The 23,231-nt window shown below is 42.2% G+C and carries 15 protein-coding genes; 10 read left to right on the top strand and 5 right to left on the bottom strand.

Going from position 1 to position 23,231, the window contains the following annotated elements; genetic code table 11:
- The first annotated feature begins 5 nt into the window (after window positions 1-5).
- The 10 genes from HUU58_10805 to uvrA all read left to right on the top strand — a co-directional run bounded on the left by HUU58_10805 (window position 6) and on the right by uvrA (window position 14,694).
- Window positions 6-2,267, top strand: coding sequence for a polysaccharide biosynthesis tyrosine autokinase (locus HUU58_10805; protein ID NUN46160.1), 2,262 nt, complete (start codon window positions 6-8; stop codon window positions 2,265-2,267).
- A complete protein-coding gene (locus HUU58_10800) occupies window positions 2,264-3,211 on the top strand; it encodes a GDP-mannose 4,6-dehydratase (protein NUN46159.1) in 948 nt (315 codons plus the stop codon). Before HUU58_10805 ends, HUU58_10800 begins: the two co-directional genes overlap by 4 nt.
- Before the next feature lie 68 nt (window positions 3,212-3,279).
- Window positions 3,280-4,836, top strand: a complete 1,557-nt coding sequence (locus HUU58_10795; protein NUN46158.1) for an oligosaccharide flippase family protein — start codon at window positions 3,280-3,282, stop codon at window positions 4,834-4,836.
- The gene (locus tag HUU58_10790; protein NUN46157.1) at window positions 4,829-5,533 is read left to right on the top strand and encodes a class I SAM-dependent methyltransferase; all 705 of its coding nucleotides are present in this window, start codon (window positions 4,829-4,831) and stop codon (window positions 5,531-5,533) included. The genes HUU58_10795 and HUU58_10790 overlap by 8 nt, the downstream gene beginning before the upstream one ends.
- Window positions 5,533-6,783 carry a hypothetical protein gene (locus tag HUU58_10785; protein ID NUN46156.1) on the top strand — a complete coding sequence of 417 codons (1,251 nt, stop codon included), beginning with the start codon at window positions 5,533-5,535 and terminating at the stop codon, window positions 6,781-6,783. Before HUU58_10790 ends, HUU58_10785 begins: the two co-directional genes overlap by 1 nt.
- A 43-nt stretch (window positions 6,784-6,826) precedes the next feature.
- Window positions 6,827-7,831: a hypothetical protein gene (locus HUU58_10780; GenBank protein NUN46155.1), complete on the top strand. Its 1,005-nt coding sequence runs from the start codon at window positions 6,827-6,829 to the stop codon at window positions 7,829-7,831.
- On the top strand, window positions 7,828-9,054 hold the full coding sequence (locus tag HUU58_10775; GenBank protein ID NUN46154.1) for a glycosyltransferase family 4 protein: 1,227 nt from the start codon (window positions 7,828-7,830) through the stop codon (window positions 9,052-9,054). Before HUU58_10780 ends, HUU58_10775 begins: the two co-directional genes overlap by 4 nt.
- A 41-nt stretch (window positions 9,055-9,095) precedes the next feature.
- On the top strand, window positions 9,096-10,928 hold the full coding sequence (gene asnB, locus HUU58_10770; protein NUN46153.1) for an asparagine synthase (glutamine-hydrolyzing): 1,833 nt from the start codon (window positions 9,096-9,098) through the stop codon (window positions 10,926-10,928).
- Window positions 10,929-10,949: 21 nt separating this feature from the next.
- Window positions 10,950-11,942, top strand: a complete 993-nt coding sequence (gene waaF / locus HUU58_10765; protein ID NUN46152.1) for a lipopolysaccharide heptosyltransferase II — start codon at window positions 10,950-10,952, stop codon at window positions 11,940-11,942.
- Window positions 11,943-11,946: 4 nt separating this feature from the next.
- Window positions 11,947-14,694, top strand: a complete 2,748-nt coding sequence (gene uvrA, locus HUU58_10760) for an excinuclease ABC subunit UvrA (protein NUN46151.1) — start codon at window positions 11,947-11,949, stop codon at window positions 14,692-14,694.
- A 74-nt stretch (window positions 14,695-14,768) separates the two neighbouring features.
- Here uvrA and HUU58_10755 read toward each other — a convergent pair whose 3' ends face one another.
- The 5 genes from HUU58_10755 to HUU58_10735 all read right to left on the bottom strand — a co-directional run bounded on the left by HUU58_10755 (window position 14,769) and on the right by HUU58_10735 (window position 23,229).
- Entirely contained in the window at window positions 14,769-15,155 is a 387-nt protein-coding gene (locus HUU58_10755; protein ID NUN46150.1) for a DoxX family protein, read from the bottom strand.
- Window positions 15,156-15,255: 100 nt separating this feature from the next.
- Entirely contained in the window at window positions 15,256-17,820 is a 2,565-nt protein-coding gene (locus HUU58_10750) for an LPS-assembly protein LptD (protein NUN46149.1), read from the bottom strand.
- A 9-nt stretch (window positions 17,821-17,829) separates the two neighbouring features.
- Complete coding sequence (locus tag HUU58_10745) at window positions 17,830-18,264, bottom strand: D-tyrosyl-tRNA(Tyr) deacylase (GenBank protein ID NUN46148.1); 435 nt, start codon at window positions 18,262-18,264, stop codon at window positions 17,830-17,832.
- A 149-nt stretch (window positions 18,265-18,413) separates the two neighbouring features.
- Window positions 18,414-19,703 (bottom strand): citrate synthase, encoded by a 1,290-nt coding sequence (locus tag HUU58_10740; GenBank protein NUN46147.1) that lies wholly within the window; start codon window positions 19,701-19,703, stop codon window positions 18,414-18,416.
- Window positions 19,704-19,803: 100 nt separating this feature from the next.
- On the bottom strand, window positions 19,804-23,229 hold the full coding sequence (locus tag HUU58_10735; GenBank protein NUN46146.1) for a hypothetical protein: 3,426 nt from the start codon (window positions 23,227-23,229) through the stop codon (window positions 19,804-19,806).
- Window positions 23,230-23,231 lie beyond the last annotated feature (2 nt).

Raw genomic sequence — 23,231 nt, 5'->3', positions numbered from 1 at the left:
TATCTATGAGTGACTTAAACGATGATAAACAAGGGATTGACGCGCGCGCGATCCTGCAAACTGTATTGATGCACAAGTGGATTGTACTTACAGTTTTCATCGTGTTCTCCGGTATAGTTTCGTATTACTCGTTGAGTAAACCGACCTTATATCGTTCTTCGGCACTGTTGTTTTTTGATAACGGGTTATCCAATCTGGCTTTTGCTAATGTTCCTCAACAGCAAAAAATAGCCTTAGGATCGCAGGATTTCGGTTATTATGAAGTTATCATAACAACGGATCTTTTTAATCAGCGGTTTCGTAAGGAACTCGAACGTGTCGTGTTGAGCGAACGTAATGATGCTGAAACGGTCACGGCGCTTAAAAGCGTATCCTCATCTCAGGTTACACTCAAGCCATATAAAGAAGTAGAGCAGTTCATCGAAATATCGGCGGTGAACTATGATTCGTTTTTGGTTAAAAAAATGATTGAAGTGACGACGGACGTTTTGAAATCGCGCGTGACGGAGCTGGATCGGGAAGGGCTTCAGCGGAGTATTGAATTCATTGACGAACAAGTGGAAGTGACTAGAAATAATCTTGAAAAAACGGAAGTGGAGCTTCAGGCCCTACAGAAAAAGACGGACGTTAATATCAAACAATCGGAAGGCCCTCTGGCTAAAGTGCTTCTCATGAAGGAAAAATTAGCGGAATTTGAAACGCAAATACAAATCCGCAGTTCTAATATTAACGCTCTCAACTCACAATTAGATTCGATCCAACGGCGTCTTACGGGTTCGTCCTCTTATGCGGCAGCCGAATCCTCAGAAGAAAAACAAATCAAGTTACAGATCGAACAGTTGACATCGCAAAAAGCGGTTTTATATGAAAAGCTTGGTTCGGATGCTGTAGAAAATCCCGAGGTACAGCGGATAGATCGTCAAATCGCTGACCTGCGTAGTCAGTATTACACGCTGCTGTCGTCCGTTAAAACCGGTTCGGACAATACGGTTAGTGGTGATATGAGCCAGGTGTGGAAGACGATATGGGATAAAAAAAATACGGAAGAGATTGAGCTTTTTTTACTCAAAGGTCAGGCACGGTTGTTTAGCGGGCTTTTGACTAACTTCGAAAAGAAAAACCCTAATCTGTTGCAAGATGCGATTGATATTTCCCGACTATTGCGGTTGAAACAAGTTTACGAAGAACGTTTGAGTTCACTGATAAAACAAAAAGAAAGTTTGTCGATTCAGTATTACGGTAGTACAGGGAGCCTGAAAATTATTGATCCCGCCAAGGAACCGATAGCGATCTATAATAAAGTGTTTACCAATATTTTCGTCGGAACCGTGCTGGGTTTAATTATAGGTATTGCCATTGCGGTGGGGTTAGAATTTATGGATAATCGAATCAAATCGATTGCAGCGATCAGTTCGGTTACATCGATCGCTGTTGTCGGACGTATACCTCCGATCAATGTAGGCGATGAAGATAATGCTGTACAGGGTTTGCGGAAAAAAATCAATAAAATCAAAACCAAAGATGAGGAAGAAGATAAGAATGAAATTCGTCGGAAAGCGATGATTTCACAGTTTAATCCGCGTTCGTTTGTATCGGAGCGTTACCGTTCGTTGCGTACAAATATTCAGTTTGCCAATATTGATTCGCCGATTCGCTCGTTGCTTGTGGCGAGTGCGGGTCCTGGAGAAGGTAAAACAACAACGGCGGTCAATTTGGCTATTTCGTTTGCGGATATGGGACATCGTGTGTGTATAGTGGATACGGATCTACGTAAGGCCAAGCATCATATGTTATTTGATATACAGGAGCAACCGGGTCTTACTGATATTATTTTAGGCCAAACGGATTTAGATACGGCACTTCAAAAAACATCGATTAACAACCTTCATTCACTTACCGTCGGTAGAGACGCTAAAGATCATTCAGAAATTTTCTCCAGCTTGCGTATGAATTTTATGATGAACGAATTAGAGAAAAAGTTTGATATCGTCGTATACGATACCGCGCCTGTAATGTTGTTGACGGATTCAGTTATTCTGGCTTCTAAAGTTGACGCGGTGCTTATGGTGGTCAAACATGCCGTAACGCCGAAGTCGCAACTCCAAAATGCTATTCACAATTTAAAAGGTGTTCGTGCCAACATCATCGGTATCGTGATGAATGATTACGCAGATGAGCGGAAGAATTATTATAAATATGCATACGACGGGTATTATCTTTCCAAGTCACAACGTATCAGCACGAGCGAAGAAGGTGTAAAAGCATGAGTAAAATATTAGTGACCGGATGTGCGGGTTTTATCGGTTCGCATGTTACGGATGCACTTTTGAAAGCGGGCCACGAAGTCGTCGGTTTGGATAATTTTGATCATTTTTATGATCCTGCGATTAAAGAAAAAAATCTTACTAACGCTATTCAAAGTCCCGGTTTTCGGTTGTTACGTGGTGATATTCTAGACGCTGATTTGATGAGTCGTATTTTTTCCGAATCGAAGCTTGATTTGGTAATTCATTTGGCGGCACGTGCCGGGGTGCGTCCCTCCATCCAAGATCCCAAAATTTATCAGAAGGTCAATGTTGAGGGTACGATGAATATTTTGGAAGCGATGCGAGCCCACAATGTAAAGAAACTCCTACTCGCGTCCTCTTCATCCGTGTATGGTAATAATGAAAAAGTTCCTTACCATGAGACAGACAATGTAGATCATGCCATATCACCATATGCCGCGACCAAAAAGGCATGTGAAGTTTTGGCTTATACCTATCATCATTTATTTGGGATCGATGCGTTTTGCTTACGATTTTTTACGGTGTATGGCCCTCGCCAAAGGCCTGAGATGGCGATTCATTTGTTTACCCGTTTGATAGATGAAGGCAAACCGATCACTTTATTTGGTGATGGACAGACGTTTCGCGATTATACGTATGTGGATGATATTGTTCATGGGATAATGCAATGCATTGACGGTCTTCGCGGATATGAAATATTAAATCTCGGCGAATCGCAAACGATTTCTCTCATAGACCTGGTCAATACGATAGAAAAAGCACTAGGAAAAAAAGCTCAAATTCGGTGGATGCCCAATCAGCCGGGGGATGTACAGAAAACATATGCGGATATAAGTAAAGCTAAAAGGTTAATAGGGTATAAACCATCGGTTAGTATTAATATCGGAATAGAGCGATTTGTCGATTATTTTCGGTCGACATAGTGGTCTATCGCTACTTTCTTTATTTAATTTTCTCACCTACCATTGGTGAATCCTTAAGATGAGGTTCTTTGGGCGACGCTCGACAAAAAAATATAACTAAATTAGCCAAAAACTTTGCTATTTCTGGTATTGGAAGTGTTTTCGGTCTAATTTGGGCACCTATTACAAGTGTCATTACAACTCGCTTTCTAGGAGCAGAGTTATATGGAATATTTTCATTAGTTCAGTCGTGGGGATCCATGCTTGCTAATTTATCCAGCTTTGGTTTTAATGGAATGAATTTACGATTTATACCCACTTACAAAGCCATAGGGTCAAAATCATTAATTAAAGGGTCTGTATTTACGACCATCCGCGTCTCTGTAGTGATGAGTGCGATGGCAGCATGTTTTATTCTATTCTTCCCTGATGTATTTTGCGATTTATTTATCCATAGACCTGAGACTGTTTCGGAAGAATATTTCTCAAATTTTGTTACAAAAGCGTTTCAATTTTACGCTGTCTCAATATTACTGACAGCATTATATCAGGCATTTCTATCATCACTAGTGGGATATCAGTTTGTTCAATACAAAGTTTTGGCAAATGATGTGTTAGGTCCAGCTGCCAAAATTATAAGTCTTGTATCTTTATTGTTGTTGGATTTTAACCTCTACGCAGCACTTGGTTCGAATATTATTCAAGATATTGTCGTGCTTACTGTTTCGGCATTTTATCTTTTTCGGATAGTTCCTGAGCTCAGGGATAGATCAATACCCGTTGAAATAGAAAAGAAGAAAATGATAAAGTTTTCTTCGGCGCTCTTCGCTAATTCGCTTTTAAGTAAATACACCTACCAACTTGATATTCTTTTTCTGGGATATTACGCTACATTACCGGAGATTGGGATATACACACTAGCTCTGCGTCTACAACCATTAATTTACCTACCACATTACTCGATTTCCTCAGTTTTTGGTCCAATGGCGGCAGAGTTGTATACTGCTGGCAAAATACAAGAGCTAAACCAATTATATAAAACTGCAACTAAGTGGAGTGTTACGCTTAGTTTACCTATATGCTTGATTATCATACTTTTTAGTAAAGACATTCTCGGGGTCTTTGGTAAAGAATTTACAGCTGGCTTTGAGTTAGTGGCCATTTTGAGTATTGGAAATTTGATTCATGATTTTTTGGGTCTATCAGGAAATGTCATACTTATGACAGGGCGTGTGCGCATTAATGTTATTAACTCCATAGTAATGGCCGTCATCAACTTAGTTCTAATGCCTATTTTAATTCAAAACTATGGGATGTATGGCGCAGCGATCGGAAATTTTTTTTCAATAGCGTTTTTGACAATACTCACGACTGTCGAAACGTTGTATATACTAAAAATACATCCATTTGATTTTTTATTATTAAAACCTTTTGTTGCAACGTTAATTTCGGCTTTTATCATTGTCGCTTTTTCGAGCTGGTATCAATTACCCTTTTATGATCTCACTTTTTTAATCCATATAATCATGTTCGCCGTCCTATACGTTAGCGTTTTAATTCTATTGGGACTAACTCAAGATGATCGAATGATTTTGAATAAGATTCTCAGAAAACTACCATTTAAAAAAAAGAACTCTAATGAATGATAAACTTTATTATGATACTATTTCGGTAGATCAATACGAAAACCGAAAAAACCGTAATGTGTTCGAGAAATATCTGTACGACCACTGGCATCCAATTCTCGTAGAACATATTCGTTCGTTTTGTGATAAACGAAATGTATTGGATTTGGGATGTGGTTCAGGAGCTTATTTAGGTTTTGCTTTGGAATCGGCCAATAGAGTATTAGGTTTAGAGGTTTCGCAAAATATGTTGAATGTGGCGAAAAGACGTTATCCAAAAGCTGACTTCATTCTCGGAGATGCACAAAAAACAGGGATTGAAAACGAATCATTAGAGGTGATTTATTCTGTCGGTTTGTTAGAATATGTTGATGTAGAAAATGTTCTCAAAGAATGTCATCGCATTCTAAAAAAAAACGGGCATTTGTTGATTCTGACTCCTAATAAATATGGCGGTAGAAAATATATCACACGATATTTGAAAAGAAAAAAAAAATCTTCTGCGAGATATTATTCAAGAAAGGAAATTGTAGCCGCTCTCGAAAAACAAGGATTTAATGTTGATCGAATAATAATGAATGATGGCCTGGTTTACTTACCTAAAGTTATCCCTGATATTGTTTCCAGTATGATATTTCGAGTAATTGAGGTTATTTTCAAAATGTTTTCCTATAACCCATTCAGTCAAAATATGATATTTATTGCTACAAAACGATAATGGGTAAAAATACAAGAATAAAAGCTCTCCAACTTCGAAACAGGCAGAAGAGTTTTCTTATTTACATCCAAAATCATGCAGATATTTTGATATTGATGCTTTTAGCTTCAACGGCATGGTATATTAGTAATCCGTATGATTTAATGGCCTTCAATGACCCATGGGAGTATTTTAATATTTCTCGCGGCTTGTTTAGTGGAAAAGGAATCGTATTAAACGATAATTATGATATTGTTTTGCCGCCAGGATATCCTATTTTTATAGGACTTCTTTATTTTCTAACTTTGGTAGAATGGCCTACACTGCTGGGAATAGGAATTGCTTCGTATGTCTTATCCGCGATCTTGATGAAAAAAATTTTACAGTTGATGGGTTTTTGCTCTCATCTCTGTACAGTCGGGTTAATGTTCTTTGTATTTAATTCTCAGTTTTTGATTCAGGCTGGGAGAGGCTATGCAGAGTTACCGATGATTTTTTTGTTTTTATCTCTAATTTGGGCATCTATTATAGGAAAAGAAAATAAGGGCCTTACTTGGGGAATTATGTTAGGCATGTTATGGGGAATATTGTCTTTAACTAAACCGGAAGGGATTCTGTTGGGGCTTGTAGTGATTTCATTAAGTGCTTTTAATAATCGAAACGTCAAATGGGTTGCTGTATTATGTTTTATAGTTCTCTATTTGCCGTATAGTTTGTTTCTTAAAAATCAGACTGGCTCTTGGCAACTAAGCGGTAAAACATATGTCAATCTTGTCCTTGGCGAATTGAACAGTCCTTACCAAAATCCAACAAACGATAATGCGCGATATGACGTCATACATCGAGTATGGGATAATGCTGAAGAGGCGGGGGGGGCAACGGAGTATATGGCTAGTTTTGGTAGTAAAATACTCGAGCGTCTGCCACATAATACAGAGCGTTTTTTTTACTATTTGATTTCTACCTATTCGTGGATAGGGTGTTGCTTTTTGATAGCTGGTGTGATGTTTTGGAATTCAATATATCGAAGATTCATCGCATTAGGTATTGGGTTAACATGTTTTTATTTGTTTTTTTTTATCACACCCAGAGTACTTACATTGTATCATGTTCTCTTTTCTTTTGCTATGCTGGCCGGCTATCAAATCATCTTAACATATATAAATCGCTTGAGGAATCGGTGGCTGACGTTTTCCTTTTACGGAGTCGCAGTTTTTTTTGTTAGCTTTCAGTTTCGTACGATTCTAAGGCTTTTATTGCAAAAACTATAAAATCAAACTTACCAAGTTGACTGCTATTTAGTATAATGATCGTATGAATAGAGTTGTTTTCTTCATAGTATCGATTGATACTGAGTGCGACAAAAGTATCGATTGGAGTATTCCATATCCGATTTCGTTTCGTAATATTTACGAAGGTGTAGCTGAAAAACTTCAACCTATGTTGGATGGATATAAAATAAAACCAACCTATCTATTGAGCCCTGAAGTAATGTATAATGAAGAAAGTGTGAGTTATTTTAAATCAATTCAGGATCGATGCGAATTAGGTACACATTTACATGGTGAATTCATTGACCCTGATAAGGTTCAAAATCCAAGATGGACTAACGATTTTCAATCTGATTACAATGAAACTTTGGAACGAGAAAAGCTTAGAACACTTACAGAACTATTTAAGATCAAGTTCGGATATATGCCGAAGTCCTTCCGTGCCGGAAGGTTTGGCATCGGGCAAAATACATGGCGCATTTTAGCGGAACTTGGATATAGTGTTGACTCCAGTTTATTACCTTTTAACATAATTAAAACAGGGAAAGCCACATATAACTTTTACTATACTCCGGTTAAGCCATTTTATCCTGATGTGCAAAACTGGATGAATTTTGGAAAACAAGAAACTTGCAAAATATTACATGTGCCAATGACCGTTCATAATTGGCTTTTTCAGCGAATCCCTTTTTTCATAGGAAAACCACTTTCAGAACAAAACGAAATAAGAAAGTTCTCACGTATTCTCTTTGCAAAGAAAAGAGAAAAAACATATTCATTAAGACCGAGAGTTACCAATGCTGATAGCTTGATAACTCTTATTAAAAATCATATTAAGATTCATAATGCTCATGAACCTATAGTACTGAATATGATGTTCCATAGTAATGAATTACAATCTGGTGCGAGCCCGTATGCGCAATCGCCATTAGAAGTTGATCAAATAATAAGTACCATCAGGTACACGTTAGATTACTTATATGGTTGCCATTCTGTCCACTCCATCGGTTTGAGTGACTCTACACAGTACTATGGCAGAGATATATGAAACTACTTCACATCATAAGCAACGGAAATATCGGCGGACGAGAGAAAGTTCTTTATATACTTTTAAATGAAGAATCAAAAGATCAAAGAACTCAAACTTCGGTTTTTTTTAAATATCCTGTTGGTCCTTATTTTAAAAAAATAAAATCGTTAGGAATTCCAGTTTATTGCGACGTAACTGATTTACGAGAGATGATTAATTTAATGGATAAACAAGACATTATTGTTTTTCACTTTGTAGATTGGAAATTTTTTTTGGCGGGTATTTTATCAGGGAAACCGCTCATATATCGTTTATCAGGAATATATTTGCTTAACAAGAAAAGCTTAAGGGATGTGTTCTTCGTTTTGGCGAAAAAAATAAAAAAAACAATATGGAGACGACGCAGCGATGATGGCCGTAGGGGCGATCAATTAATAAAATTACCGGCAAAGGAGAATACTTCCCAATCAAAAATTCCTAACAGACGTTCATTATACAGACTTATTAAACGAAAATATTTCGAGCTATTTCTCCGCAAGTGGTGTACTTATTTAATCGCTAATAGCCGCTATACCGCTAAAAGTGCCGTTGAGAAATATGGCATTCAACCCCAGAAAATACGCATAGTAATGAATGGTATCGAATTCAATAATAGAAAAGGCGATGAAACAGGTTTTCGTGCATCATATAATATTGATAAAAATGTTTTTTTGATTGGAACTGTATGTCGGTTTGACACTCGCAAACGCTTAGATAGGCTTCTCATGGGATTTTCAATGATTTCGAATTTAAAAGATTTCCACTTAGTTGTCGTTGGCGGCGGCGATACAATTCTAGAACAAACCCTCAAACAATTTGTCGCGCATAACAACATGCTTGATAAAGTAACGTTTACAGGTATTCTTGAAAATCCATCTGATGCAATGTCTGCGATGAATCTGTTTGTATTATCCTCTGATAACGAAACATTTGGTGTATCATTGGTTGAAGCTATGTATAAAAAGAAGCCTGTAGTTGTTTTTTTCGATAGCGGTGGTCCTGCAGAGATTATATTAGGTCAAAACTGCGGTTATATTATAAATACTCCATCGGAGATGCCGGGAATTGTTGAACAGTTACGAGCTGATCCGATTTTGGCGCAGCGATTGGGTGAGAGTGGTCACCGCCTAGTGGTTGAAAAATACAATGTTAAACGGTTTTATAAGAACTCATTGAGAGTTTATTCGGAACTTTTCGAATAATAAAATTTGAGGTTACATTTATGTGTGGCATTGCAGGTGTAATGAATTTTTCTGGTGAGCCCGTTAATGAGTTTTTACTTAAGGCGATGGGTGATGCCTTGGCTCATCGTGGCCCTGATGGCGATGGTTTTTTTATTCGTCAACATGTCGGATTAGCGCATCGTCGTTTAAGTATCATTGATCTGAAAACAGGTCAACAACCGATGTATGATGACGACGGCAAGTCTTGCATAGTATATAACGGTGAGACATATAATTTTGGTGAAGTTAGGGAGGAACTAATAAAATTAGGTTGGAACTTTCGTACCCAAAGCGACACAGAAGTTATTCTTAAAGCTTATCTACAGTGGGGGGCAAGTTGCTTAGACCGATTCCGTGGAATGTTCGCATTAGCCATTTGGGATGAACGTACCAAATCGCTTTTTTTGGCAAGAGATCGAGTTGGAATTAAACCCATTTATTATTACGCAGATCAGAATAAGTTTTTATTTGGCTCAGAGATAAAAGCCATTCTTCAAGATAAAAGTATAGATCGCACTATTGACTATTCAGCAATGCGTGAATACCTGCAATATGGTTATGTGCCTTCTCCGTCCTCCATTTATAATAGAATAAAAAAGCTACCTCCGGCTCACTGGCTCCATATTACGTTTGATGGGGACAAACATAATATGAAAAACAAATGCTACTGGGACATTCAGTTTGGCCAATATACAGATGGAGCGCATAACGATACAGTATGGATCGATAAAATTGAATCCGTCGTTTCAGATTCTGTCCGCATGCATATGATCAGCGATGTGCCTGTCGGATCGTTTTTAAGCGGGGGTATTGATTCTACTATCGTGTCTCATTTTATGGCAAAACACGTTGGCGCTATCAATACGTTTACGATCAGTATGAACGAAAGCAAGTTTGACGAAAGCGCGTACGCTCGTCAGGTGTCTGCTATCATACAAAGCCGACATGTTGAAAAGAGCGTGCAAGCGACAGATCTCAATACGATTTTATCGAATTTAGTATATGCTTATGATGAACCTTTTGCAGACAGTTCCGCTGTACCAACATATCAAATTGCAAAAATAATCCGATCTCATGTGACTGTAGCTTTGTCGGGCGATGGCGGTGACGAAGTATTTGGCGGTTATAAACGATACGAACAACTTTTGGAATGGTCCCAATCAAATTCATGGTTAAATAAAGATTGGTTATCAAAAATAGCCACTTTTTGGCCGCAGAGTATACTTGGAAAAAATTATCTTCGATTTCATTCGCAATCAGATATGACTCGTTATTACGGTATGATTAATATTTTTCATTCGGCCCAAATCGCAGATATGATGAAATTCCCTGTAGAACATCGGGAACGATTATTCGACTCTTATATGAATAGCTCCGATGCGCTTTTGAATAAAATGCAAAATATAGATATGCATACCTATTTACCTGAAAATGGTCTCACAAAAGTGGATAGAGCCAGCATGGCGCATTCTATTGAAGTCAGAGTTCCTCTGCTTGATCACAAGGTTATTGAACTTGCGGCACAAATGCCGGTTTCGATGAGAATGCGTAAAAGTGAAAAAAAATATGTGCTAAAAAAAATATTGGAGCCACAATTCCCTAAAGAACTGATCTATCGAAATAAACGCGGTTTTTCGCTACCGATGCGAGACTGGTTCAAATCTAATCCCGATTTAACCCGTATGATTCATCGCGAAATAATGGATTGTGAATTGATCAAAGAACATATGAACCTTCATTTTATAGAGACCATGATTACAACCCATTTAAACAGTTCCAAAAACCATGCTTCACGCATTTGGAGTCTTTGGTTTTTGGCGCGTTGGTATGATACATATTATAAGAAAATGTAACCTATGGTTTTTTTATAATAAATGGAAAAAATTCTCCTTAGTATTTCCGCCGGTATCGGTGACGCGCTGATGGCGCAGCCGTTGTTGAACGAAATTCAAAATAACTTTCCGCAGTCTCACATACATGTTCTCTGTAGTGCTGCTACACAGCATGTGTTTCGTTCGCATCCGGGTATTCAAAAAATCTGGGCGATGGATATTTCGTCGATAAAAAAATATCTCGGGTTGGTTGGAAAAATACGCAAAGAAAAGTTTGATCTGTATATCGGTGCCATTCCGTCGAACACCTACTCGCAACTTTTACTTCCTGTTTTAGCGGGTATACCGGTTCGAATCAAACATCACTCACCGCACAAATTTCCTAGAAACTTAGATGTCTTGTATCATGCACTTACTCCGATCGGTGAAGGCGTTCATCGGTTGGAATGTAATCTTGAACTGCTTCATTTTTTAAAAGTTAATCACTGGTCAAAACCATCACCAAAATTTCATATCAGCGATGTTGCGCTAGCCAAAATGAAAACTAAAATAGCACATGACAGGAAAAAACTTGTCATTGGTTTTCATCCCGGCTGCAACCCTGCCGCAGCTTTCAAGCGTTGGCCGCCGGAACGTTATGCTGCTTTGGCGGATTATTTATATACTACATACGATGCAACAGTTTTTATTGTCGGCGGTAAAGATGAAGCGGATGATGTGCGAAAAATTATGGAGCAGGCTCAGCATAAGCCGCTCAATTTTGCAGGACAGTGTACTTTGGAAGAGACCGCAGCGTTGATCGCACAAGCGCATTTTTTTGTTTCTAACGATTCCGGAATTATGCATCTTTCGACCGCCGTAGGAACACCGGTGTTTGCAATTTTTGGACCCAAAGATGAGCGGCATATCGGACCTTACGGTGAAAAACATACCGTGATTCGTAACGGCCGCGATGTTAATCAGGTGACGCTCGAACAAGTCGTACAAACATTGACCACTTCGAAATTCGGATTAAAGCCATTTATCAAATCGTAAGTATATGGAACCCATGATCGAAATACGCGGTGCACGCGTACACAATCTCAAAAATATCAGCCTCAATATTCCACGAAACAAATTCATCGTGATCACCGGCGTCAGTGGTTCCGGCAAATCTTCATTAGCGTTTGATACGCTGTATGCGGAAGGCCAAAGGCGGTATGTCGAATCACTATCGGCGTATGCGCGCCAATTTCTGGAGCGCATGGACAAACCGGAAGTGGATCATATCAAAGGTATCAGCCCCGCGTTGGCCATCGAACAGCGCACTTTGGCCAAAAATCCGCGCTCAACGGTGGGGACGGTGACGGAAATTTATGATTTTCTCCGTTTGCTCTTTGGTCGTGCAGGAAAAACATACTGCCGAAATTGCGGTGCATTGGTTCGAAAAGATACCGTCGGTTATGTCGTACAACGGATTCTCGCTTTGCCGGAACGAACCAAATTACATGTTCTTTTTGAACTCGCGGCTAACGAACAAACGATTTTGTCACTTCACGAAAAGGGCTTTACGCGTTTGATCGTGGATGATGTTATCGCTGAGCTCAATGACGAAGCCATCGTAAAAAAAATCCTGAAACAAAAAACAGTCCGTGTACTTGTAGATCGTATCGCTGTAAACAAAGAAGAAAAAGCGCGTATTGCCGATTCGGTCGAAACCGCTTTTCTCAACGGTGAAGGCAAAATGATCGTTCAAATAATGGAAGGCGAAACGCTTCGTTTCTCCAATAAGTTTGAATGCAATGCGTGCGGCACGGCATATATCGAACCTGATCCGCGTTTATTCTCGTTTAATAATCCGTACGGCGCTTGTCCGTCATGTCAGGGTTTTGGAAATAAGATCGAAGTAGATATGGATCTCGTCATACCGGATCGAACCAAAACACTTAAGGAAGGTGCGATCAAACCGTGGACGACGGACGGTTACGCCGATTTTCAGGAACGATTGGAAAAAGCGGCTAAGAAAAACGGCTTTCCGCTGAACATTCCGGTCATGGATCTTACCAAAGAGCAATACGAAAAAGTCATGCAAGGCGGAGACGGATTTGACGGAATTCGTGAATATTTTAAATGGCTCGAAAGCAAAACCTACAAAATGCACGTGCGTGTTTTACTCAGCAAATACCGGGGTTATGTGACGTGCTCGGATTGCGGCGGTTCACGTCTGCGTGCGGATGCCAATTGTGTTAAAGTCGCCGATAAAACGATTCACGAAATCAATGATATGACGGTTAGTGAAGCCGTACATTTTTTTGAAAACATTCAATTATCGGAAATGGATCGTGAGATTGCACGCCGCCCGTTGGAAGAAATTCTCAAACGTTATAACTATCTGAAAAATGTCGGGCTCGAATACCTGACATGCAATCGTCTGGCCGGGACACTCTCCGGCGGCGAAGCGCAACGTATTAGTTTGGCGACGTCGCTTGGATCGGCGTTGGTCGGCTCTTTGTATATTTTGGATGAACCCAGTATTGGTTTGCATCCGCGCGATAATGATAAACTCATTCATATACTTAAAAATCTTCAGGCGATAGGCAACACCGTCGTCGTCGTGGAGCATGACCGCGATATGATGGCTTCTTGCCACGAAATTATTGATATGGGCCCTCGTGCGGGTATGTACGGCGGAGAAGTGGTGTTTCAGGGGGATCATGCGGCGATTTGTCAAAGCACATCATCGCTGACAGGATTGTATCTCTCCGGTCGAAAAGAAATTACACTTCCATCCGAACGGCGTCAAGGTAGAGGCCAATCTATCGTTCTTAAAGGTGCCGCAGAAAATAATCTCAAACGAATTGATGCTCAGTTTCCGCTGGGCATGTTTGTGTGCATCACCGGCGTCAGCGGTTCCGGTAAAAGCACACTGATACATGACATTTTGTATGCCGCGGCTATGCGAAAAAAAGGTCAATGGTCTAATAAAATCGGATTGCACAAAGAAATACTCGGTGTGGAGCATGTGGATGCTATCGAAATGGTGGATCAGCAGCCCATCGGGCGCACTCCGCGCAGCAACCCGGCGACATACGTCAAAGTATTTGATCTGATTCGTGACGTATTTGCAGCCACGCCGACCGCTAAAATGCGTGGCTATCAATCGGGAACCTTCTCGTTTAATGTGCCGGGGGGGCGATGCGAAGTCTGTGAAGGTGCGGGACAAATTTTGGTGGAAATGCAGTTTCTTGCCGACGTGTATCTCGAATGCGAAGAGTGTAAAGGTAAGCGTTATAAAAAAGAAGTTTTAGAAGTACATTTTCACGATAAGAATATCCATGATGTGTTGGAAATGTCCATCACCGAAGCGTTGACGTTTTTTAAAGCGCATCCTAAAATTGTAAAAAAACTTCAGGTGTTGGACGACGTTGGCTTGGGGTATCTCAAACTCGGTCAGGCGGGAACGACTTTGTCCGGCGGCGAAGCGCAACGCGTCAAATTAGCGGCTCATTTGGCGGACAAATCGGGCGATCACGTGCTGTATATTATGGATGAACCGACAACCGGTTTGCATTTTGAAGATATCAATAAACTGTTAACGAGCTTTAACAAACTGATCGAAGCCGGTCATTCCATCATCGTCATCGAACACAATCTCGATGTGATCAAGTGTGCCGACTACATCATTGATCTCGGTCCGGAGGGCGGCGATAAAGGCGGTACGATCGTTGCCACCGGCACGCCCGAAGAAGTAGCGCAGGTTGGGAATTCATATACCGGAAAACATTTAAAGTCGTATCTGAAAAGATAAATTCGAAAACATTAAAAATAAAAACGCTGCACAAACCATGCAGCGTTTTTTATGAGAAGCTTAAAAAGTATATATCAATTTTTCTTTAGCCCATTGGGGAACATAATAGCCAGTAAAACAAAAATCAGAAGCACATTAAATTCCATTCCGTTACGTCCCCCGCCAACCACATACCAGCCATCCGGATAGTGCACCATTACGATACCGGCGAGCAGAATAAATATCGTTACTAGCGAAGCCAGCTTTACGTATTTCTCAAACATCAGGCAAAAAATTGCCGCTACATGCGACAGCTTAATAGCCCACGCCAGCGGAACACCTAGAGGTGCAAACCCGACTTCGTTGAGGTAAAAAGTACCGAAATTATTGACGCCGCCGTTAAACATGCCCGGCACGCTGTGCATGAATAACGTAATCGAAACGGCAAGGCGCAGCAAAAAAGTGCTGTTCAAAACATTCATAACTCCTCCGACATGGATAATGATGAGAATAAGATTAAGTTGTTTACGTATTACAACGAGACAAGTTTCTTTTATTTTCAAACCACGATTTTTTTAATCGCTATTGGAAAATGCGATTGCCATAGTCGGTACGTTGCAGTTTGATATCCTGGAGCTGCGTAGATTTGACCTGAATGACGAAAAAATAACCTGCGGCCGGGCCGGTAGGCGTCCAATCAAAGCGCATCGTCCAGCAATGGAGATCACGAACAAACGAAAAACTCTGGCTGACAATTTTCTCTTTGAGTAAGTTGATCTGCGCCGAATAATTAATTTGCCAATTTTGAGTAATGCGCGTGCCAGCGCTGACACTTCCGTTAAATGTTTTGGTTACATTATGCGGATCAAGTCGCCGAATGTCGTAATTAAAATCAAAACGGGCGTTCCACGGAACGCCGCTCGGCAGCTCGCGTTGTGACGGCAAGTATGATTGCCCGTAGTTGGGTGTCACCGTGCCTTGCGGTGTAGTCGAGGCCGTTGTTGAAAGTGTGGAACTCGATGATGTTGAAGATGTGCCGGAACCGCCTTCGACGCTAAATCCTCCGGTGATACCCGCATTGATCAAGCGCGGGAAGCTTCTGAATTTATTAATACGGCGGTTGAGTGTCGTATCAAATTTGTAAAAATCATGCGTAAGATTCATGGATAAACTTACGTTTTTGGCTAAATCATTGGCTACCGTGATAGAAGTAGTCAGATTGGAAAGCTTAAATTCTTCGGCTTCAAAATTGTAACTAAGGCCATTGTTGATATTCATAATATCTATTTTTCGTACATCAGGGTCGTGTTGCGTGCTGTCTTTTTTGGAAGTTTTGACTTTGGCTTGAAATGTATGCGCGAGCCCGAAGCCCATGGAGAGCTGGCGTCCGGAAGGTGTTCCGCCAAACGTCAGATTTTTTCCGTAGCGGTCTTTACGTACGGTTTTCCCCGACGTATCTTGAACCGATTCATAATATCCCCATTTTGATTCGGAAAAATCGGGCGTGTAATTAATACTCACACTCGGAGTCATGACATGACGAAAAGTTTTTAACCCCAACAGATTGGGATTGCTCGTACCGTAAACTTTCGTCGAAAGCGATGCGCCCATGCTATACGTGTGCGTGGCATAAAATCCGCGTTTGACGACGCTGGTGTCCTGACCATTGGCGCGATAGCCGAAATTCTCATGACGGCGATCGTACCACGTCTCGACGACATTGATATTGGGGTTGAATGTAAAATACGAAAACACTTTGAATGGCGCATTGAATCCTGCATTGTGCCGTAGACCGTACCCGTTTTGCACGTCTGAAGTATCATTGGCGATTTCACGTCGTCCGAGCAGATTAGCACTATACGAATAACGAATCGTGTGATACCAGCGGTCCGGCTCGTTGCGACGTTCTTCGGATTTGGGTATCACGGCCGCCGACGATTTGCTGATCGTCGCATTGGGAAATGTTAGCGAACTTTGACCGTTGTCCAAATTACGAGAATGTGATGCGCTGGCAGATATGCCGCCCCAGTCGAATGTATTATTGTAACTGACATTCGAATTCTGCTGACGATTTAATATTTGCTGCTGGTTGATACTGGTATTCTGAAAATAATTTTTACTGCTCTGGTAGCGAATATCGGCGTTGAGATTGGATCGTTCGCTCAAAGTATGCGCATGGGTGAGGCTGAGTGCCCCGGCGGTTGTTCGGTTATCGTTATAGCTTGTCGTGCTAAGTGAATGCAATTGAGAATAGGAAAAATCCATTCGTCCGGAATAATGATAACGTTTGGCGTAGTTGCCCCCGCCGTGAAATTGATAACCGGATTTATCTAAATAATCGGCTTGCAGGAGCGCATCAAAATAGTCGTTGGGCGCCCAATAATAACCGAAATTGCGAATTTGTCTCTCGCCGCCGGGTGTCTCAAAATAAACGGGAGGAGTTATACCGGAAGCGCGTCCGCCTTTACTGGGAAACACACCAAACGGAATGGCGAAAATCGGCACTTCATGTATGTATAATATCACCGGTTTGGCGACGACTTTATCCCGCACAGAAAGTTTCATTTCTTTGGTGCGGAAGAAAAAATGCGGTTCCTTCTCATCGCATGTCGTAAATCGTCCGCCGCGTATATATAACGTACTGTCGCCGATTTTTCGTATGGTAGAGCCGTAATAAAAGCCATCCTGCATTTTGGTCTCGCCCATGACGACTTTACCGCGCTTGGTTTCAAAATTGTACTCCATCACATTACCGTGAAACATCTGGCCGGATTCGGTGAATTCGGGTATACCGCGATAGCGCGCCACTTGGCCGAGTGAATCGATGGAGTCGGGTACAGCCTCGGCGATCATGATCTTGCGGGGCTGATCAATGGTGATTTTAGCGGCTTTGATTTCAATCCCTTTAAACCGGACCCATGCATTGTTTTTGAGAACCACGGTTGAATTATTCAGCGTGCCTTCGGTAGTATCGGCACCGTAGTAGATCATCGTATCCACGCCGTTACCGGGAGTTTGGGAAGAATCTTTCTGTGTAGCAATAGACGAAGAATCGGAAGCCGTTTGTGCAAGCGCTGTGAAAAAGCTCAATACGATCAAGTGTGAAAGATGGAAATACAATAGTGAGATGCGAGGGAAAAAATTCATGCGTCGTTTTTATTCCATAATAATCGTGACCGGGCCGGAGTTGTGAATTTCCACTTCCATCAGGGCACCAAAAATGCCGGTTTCAACGTGTATATTGTGCGCTCGTAAGTGCGTGACAAATTCATTATACAGCGGTTCGGCTAATTCCGGCCTCGCGGCTTCCAAAAAATTAGGCCGTCGTCCTTTGGTTGTATCGGCATAAAGCGTAAATTGAGAAACTGCGAGTATAGAGCCTTTGGCATCTATAATACTGCGATTCATTTTTCCTTCGGCATCTTCGAAGATGCGGAGGTGGAGGCATTTTCCCGCAAAAAATTTTACATCAGCCGATGTGTCGCCGTTTTTAATGCCGATGAGTAAAACGAGACCCTTTTCGATTGCACCGGTGATGCGACCATCTACCGATACATGGGCTTTGTTAACACGCTGCGCTACGATACGCATGATTTTTCCTATAGTAAAAGAAAATAAAACGAAGTTGCTGTGCGAGCGAAGATCGTAACGCAATATGTTTAATTTATCTAACTTCTTCAAACTGAAGATAAAAAAAACCGGCATGAAATTATGCCGGTTTTTAGTTTCAGGGAAAACTTTTATCCGCGTTTATGAATCGGCGTATAAGGGCGCTCTGCCGATCCGGTATAGATCTGGCGTGGGCGTCCGATGCGCGTTTCTTTGGATTCCATCATTTCTTTCCACTGAGCGATCCATCCGGGCATACGTCCGATGGCAAAAAGCACCGTAAACATTTCGACAGGGAATCCCATCGCTTTGTAAATAATACCGCTGTAGAAGTCTACGTTGGGATATAGCTTCTTTTCGATGAAATACGGATCTTTTAAAGCGGCTTCTTCGAGTTGGTGCGCGATGTCGAGCAAAGGATCATTTACGCCGAGTTTTGATAATACACGATCGCAGGTTTTTTTGATGATCGTTGCGCGCGGGTCGAAGTTCTTATATACACGATGACCGAATCCCATCAAACGGAATGTGGAATTTTTATCTTTAGCTTTTTCCACATATTTTTTGACATCACCGCCGTCGTTGTGAATTTCCTGCAGCATCTCAAGCACCTCCTGATTGGCGCCGCCGTGAAGCGGTCCCCACAGTGCACAAATGCCGGCTGAAATAGCCGCAAAAAGATTGGCTTGGCTGCTGCCCACCATACGTACAGTTGACGTTGAACAGTTTTGTTCGTGATCGGCATGTAAAATAAAAAGCAGATCAAGTGCTTTTTCGATTTCCGGATCCACTTCATACGGTTCGGCAGGAACTGCAAACATCATATTCAGAAAATTGGCACAGTAACTGAGCGAATTATTCGGATACATGAAAGGCTGGCCGATGGATTTTTTGTAAGCATAGGCCGCTATCGTCGGAATTTTGGCAAGCAAACGGAAGATCGAAATTTCCACATGTTTTTTATTCAACGGATCAATGGAATCCTGATAAAACGTGGATAGCGAACACACGATGGAAGACAAAAGCGCCATCGGATGGGCATCGCGCGGATAGGCATCGTAAAGTTTGCGCAGCGACTCGTGCAGCATGGTATGACGCGTGATACCGCGTTTAAATTCTTCGAGTTGTTGTGCCGACGGCAGTTCGCCATGAATCAACAGATAGCTGACTTCTTGGAAATTAGAACTTTCGCACAAATCCTGAATATTATATCCGCGGTAGCGAAGAATACCCTTTTCGCCGTCAAGAAACGTGATACCGGAATGGCATGCACCGGTATTGCCGTAACCCGGGTCCATGGTGACAAGTCCCGTAGCACCGCGCAGTTTGCCGATGTCCACGGCTTGTTCGTTTTCAGTGCCGGTGATCAGCGGTAAATCCAGCACTTTATCATCGTAAGATAATGAAGCTTTTTTAATCATATAGACTCCTTAGAACGTTTGGAGTGGCGGTAAGTTGATGTGGTTAAAATGAAAGTTAAAATCAAAAAAAAGATAATACATCTCTTATTTTGATACAAGCTTATTCCGGCTTTTGGAGATCGGCCAAGCGGCGTATCGGTAATGTTATTTTAAATTCAGTTCCCTGCTGCGGGGTGCTCTCAAAGAAAATCGTGCCTTTGTGTGCTTCGATGATTTTGTATGAAATAGCCAGACCAAGCCCCGTACCTTTACCGACCGGTTTCGTTGTGAAAAAAGGATCAAAAACGCGGTTTTGAATTTCTCCGGGAATGCCTTTACCGTCGTCGCGAATAGCGATTAAAATGTTATTACTGGCAGCTACAACGCGAATCCAAACGTTGCCGTCACCTTCGATCGCTTGAAAAGCATTTTGCAGCAAATTCATAAAAACTTGATTGATATGACCCGGATTGCAATACACCGGTGGCACGTCGCCGAAATTGCGATGAATGGTAATACGCGTTTTATACTCGTTTTTGAGTATGTTGAGTGTGGATTCAATGCTATCAATGATGGAAATTTCTTTGAATTGCGATTCGTCCAGACGTGAAAAATTTCGCAGATCTTCTACGATTTTTTGCGTGCGATCCACTCCGTCCCGCATTTCGTTGACAACTTGAGGCAGATCGCCTAAAAATTTTTCAAATCGCGTCGACGCAATAATACGATCTATTTCTTCCAGTTTGGCGCGAAAATCTTTGTGTAGATCGTCGCTGAATTCGTTGAATTTATCGTAGAAATCAAAAACGTCGGAGAAACTGGTGAATACGCGTTCCAGATCATGAAGCCGCCGTTCCAATAATGAAATATTACCTTTGACGAAAGCGACCGGATTATTGATCTCATGCGCAATGCCGGCTACCATCTGACCAAGTGAAGCCATTTTTTCGGAGTGTATCAGATGGATCTGCGTTTCTTTGAGTTCGTTCAAAATACGCTCGACGGTCTCTTTCTGTACGACCAATTCGCGTGTACGCTGCAATACTTTTTGTTCAAGTTCGGCGGTGCGTTGGCGTGCGATATTGGCGCGGAACTTATAAGCGGTATAAATGCTTAAACTGAAAAATGTGATTGAAAAAGTGATGAACCACCAGCTTTTCCATAGGGGCGTCATGACAGAAAACGTTACGCGGGTGGGAACGTCGCTCCAGGCGCCATTGCCGTTGCCGGCGATTACCTCAAATACGTAATCACCGTCGTTGAGGTTGGTATAACGCACATGATTTTCCGGCGTCGGGTCCGACCAAAATCGGTCAAAGCCGCGTAAACGGTAACGGTACCGCACATCATTTTCATCTTTAAACGACGGCGCTACAAAACGAAATGTGATATTGTTTTCGAGATAACTGACCACCGGTACGGATGTACGAAGTGTACTGAAAAATGCATCCGAAACGTTTGTATCGGGGCGCATGGCAATGGGGATCAACCGGGTCGTTTTGTTGGCATTATCTTCGGCCATAAATTCTTGCATCAAAACAACAGGTCGGGTCGGTAGGGGCGAGCGAAATGAACGTAATGGCAGCAACGTGATACCGGCACTGGTACCGACGATCAAGGTCTCGTGATCATAAAAGCGCAGTGCGTTTTGTGTACTTACTTCATTGTCAATAAGGCCTCGCTTTTTGTTGTAAACTTGAAGCGTCAGCCCGGTTTCGGGATTAAATTGATTAAGCCCGTTATTCGTACCCAGCCAAATCATGCCTTCCGAATCTTCCACAATCGCATTGATGGTATTATCGGACAAGCCGTCGCGTTTAGACACTAATCTAATGTATGAACGCAGATCGCCGGGAAAAGAATCTCCGCTCACGATTTCCGGTGCCAAACGCATCGCGCCGCGCTCAGTGCCGATCCATAAACCGCCGCGTCGGTCTTCGTAAATACTTAATGCGACATCGTCCGAAAGCCCGCGACCTTTATTGAGGCTGGTAAAACGCTGAGATACCTCATCCCAACGCGCTATACCGCCGCCGATCGTGCCCGCCCATATTTGCCCGCGCCGGTCCTCATAGATCATCCATACGTTGTTACTGTACAAACCGTCTGCGGTAGTAAATGTTCGAACGGAAATTTCACCGGTCGAATTGATTTCAACGTAACCCGTTCCTTTATCCGTGCTGGCAAACCAAATGCGTCCGCGGCGGTCAACCAAAACATCCACGATGCGGTTATTATGTATAAAATCGTTAGGCGGTAAGGTAAGATTGTAATATCCGGATGATATAGTGCCTGCACGCGGAAGTTTGGTATGTATCGGAAGCCGCGTGCGCGGTTCTTTGGGAAGCAAAGCCTGAAGACCGCGATAGGTCGCTAACCATATTACTCCCGCCGAATCCGTTGCGGCATCCCATATTTCTTTGGCAATGAGACCTTCTGTGTCTGACAGGTTCTGAAACCGTCCTTCGCGAAAAATGGAAATACCGTCGTTGGTAGTAATATACCATGTTTTATCCGTAGCCTTTGTTATGCCGATCACGACATCGTTGCCAAGACCTTCTGCTTCGGTGTATGAAATGAGGTCAGCGGAAATCAGTTTACTGACACCGCGGGAGGAGCCAAACCAAAGGTTGTTTTCGGAATCCTGAAAAACAGCGTAATATTGATTGGCAAAAAAACCATTGCGTGTGGTGTAGCTGTTAAATAAGTAAGGGCGCTCTGATCGGGTCATGACATAAAGCCCGTCTTCGGTAGCAAACCAGATGTGACCGGATTGGTCGCTTGTAATACCTCGGATGACAGGATTGGTAAGACCGTCCGCTGTGCTGATGATTTCCGGTTTGAGACTGTCAATGCGTATGACACCGCCTTGCGTTCCGGCAAAAATACGGTTGCGTGCATCACAATAAAGCGCTTCGACATGGAGAAGTAATTTGTTATTTCCAGGGATTGGAACTTGTTCGATACGATCACTGACCGGATCGTGCATCACAGCCAGTCCCTGATTGGTTCCGATGAAAACTTTCCCGTAGGCCGTTACAGTAACGGCTTGAACGAGATTGGCAGGTAAACCGTTGGCCGTGGTAAAGTTTATAAACGAATGATCGTTAAAATCATAACGCGTAAGTCCGCCGGCCGTAGCAAACCAGAGCCGGCGATCGTCTCCGGCTATAGCGCGCACCGTACCTTGGCCGATATGATCGGAATGATAACTGATAAATGTGTCGCGTTGGGCTAAGTAACAACTGATACCTTCATCGGTAGCCAACCAAAGGTTTTGATCTTTGTCGCGATGAATGGCCCGGATGACATTACTGGCTAGGCCATGTTCTTTGGTGTAATTGCGAAATTGACGCCCGTCGTATCGGCTGAGGCCGCCGCCGGTTCCAAACCAAAGAAAACCATGTTGATCCTGATGAATGGCAAAAACCTGATTTTGAGGCAACCCTTCGGCGGTCGAATAATGGCGAACGAAGAGGCGTTGGCCCAATGCCGGGATAGCGCTGAAAAAAAAAGCAATGATCAGGAGACGGCGCGTAGGGTTCATTT

The sequence above is a fragment of the bacterium genome (assembly GCA_013360215.1).
In the GTDB taxonomy this organism is placed as follows: domain Bacteria; phylum CLD3; class CLD3; order SB21; family SB21; genus JABWCP01.
Note: the sequence above shows the minus strand (reverse complement) of the source record. Positions and strands in the feature narration are given on the sequence as shown.

Bases quoted from the DNA above. Each gene is read 5' to 3' on its own strand.
- HUU58_10805 (NUN46160.1), top strand. From the start codon at position 6: ATGAGTGACTTAAACGATGATAAACAAGGGATTGACGCGCGCGCGATC.
- HUU58_10800 (NUN46159.1), top strand. From the start codon at position 2,264: ATGAGTAAAATATTAGTGACCGGATGTGCGGGTTTTATCGGTTCGCAT.
- HUU58_10790 (NUN46157.1), top strand. From the start codon at position 4,829: ATGAATGATAAACTTTATTATGATACTATTTCGGTAGATCAATACGAA.
- HUU58_10785 (NUN46156.1), top strand. From the start codon at position 5,533: ATGGGTAAAAATACAAGAATAAAAGCTCTCCAACTTCGAAACAGGCAG.
- HUU58_10780 (NUN46155.1), top strand. From the start codon at position 6,827: ATGAATAGAGTTGTTTTCTTCATAGTATCGATTGATACTGAGTGCGAC.
- HUU58_10775 (NUN46154.1), top strand. From the start codon at position 7,828: ATGAAACTACTTCACATCATAAGCAACGGAAATATCGGCGGACGAGAG.
- asnB (NUN46153.1), top strand. From the start codon at position 9,096: ATGAATTTTTCTGGTGAGCCCGTTAATGAGTTTTTACTTAAGGCGATG.
- waaF (NUN46152.1), top strand. From the start codon at position 10,950: ATGGAAAAAATTCTCCTTAGTATTTCCGCCGGTATCGGTGACGCGCTG.
- uvrA (NUN46151.1), top strand. From the start codon at position 11,947: ATGGAACCCATGATCGAAATACGCGGTGCACGCGTACACAATCTCAAA.
- HUU58_10755 (NUN46150.1), bottom strand. From the start codon at position 15,155: ATGAATGTTTTGAACAGCACTTTTTTGCTGCGCCTTGCCGTTTCGATT.
- HUU58_10750 (NUN46149.1), bottom strand. From the start codon at position 17,820: ATGAATTTTTTCCCTCGCATCTCACTATTGTATTTCCATCTTTCACAC.
- HUU58_10745 (NUN46148.1), bottom strand. From the start codon at position 18,264: ATGCGTATCGTAGCGCAGCGTGTTAACAAAGCCCATGTATCGGTAGAT.
- HUU58_10740 (NUN46147.1), bottom strand. From the start codon at position 19,703: ATGATTAAAAAAGCTTCATTATCTTACGATGATAAAGTGCTGGATTTA.
- HUU58_10735 (NUN46146.1), bottom strand. From the start codon at position 23,229: ATGAACCCTACGCGCCGTCTCCTGATCATTGCTTTTTTTTTCAGCGCT.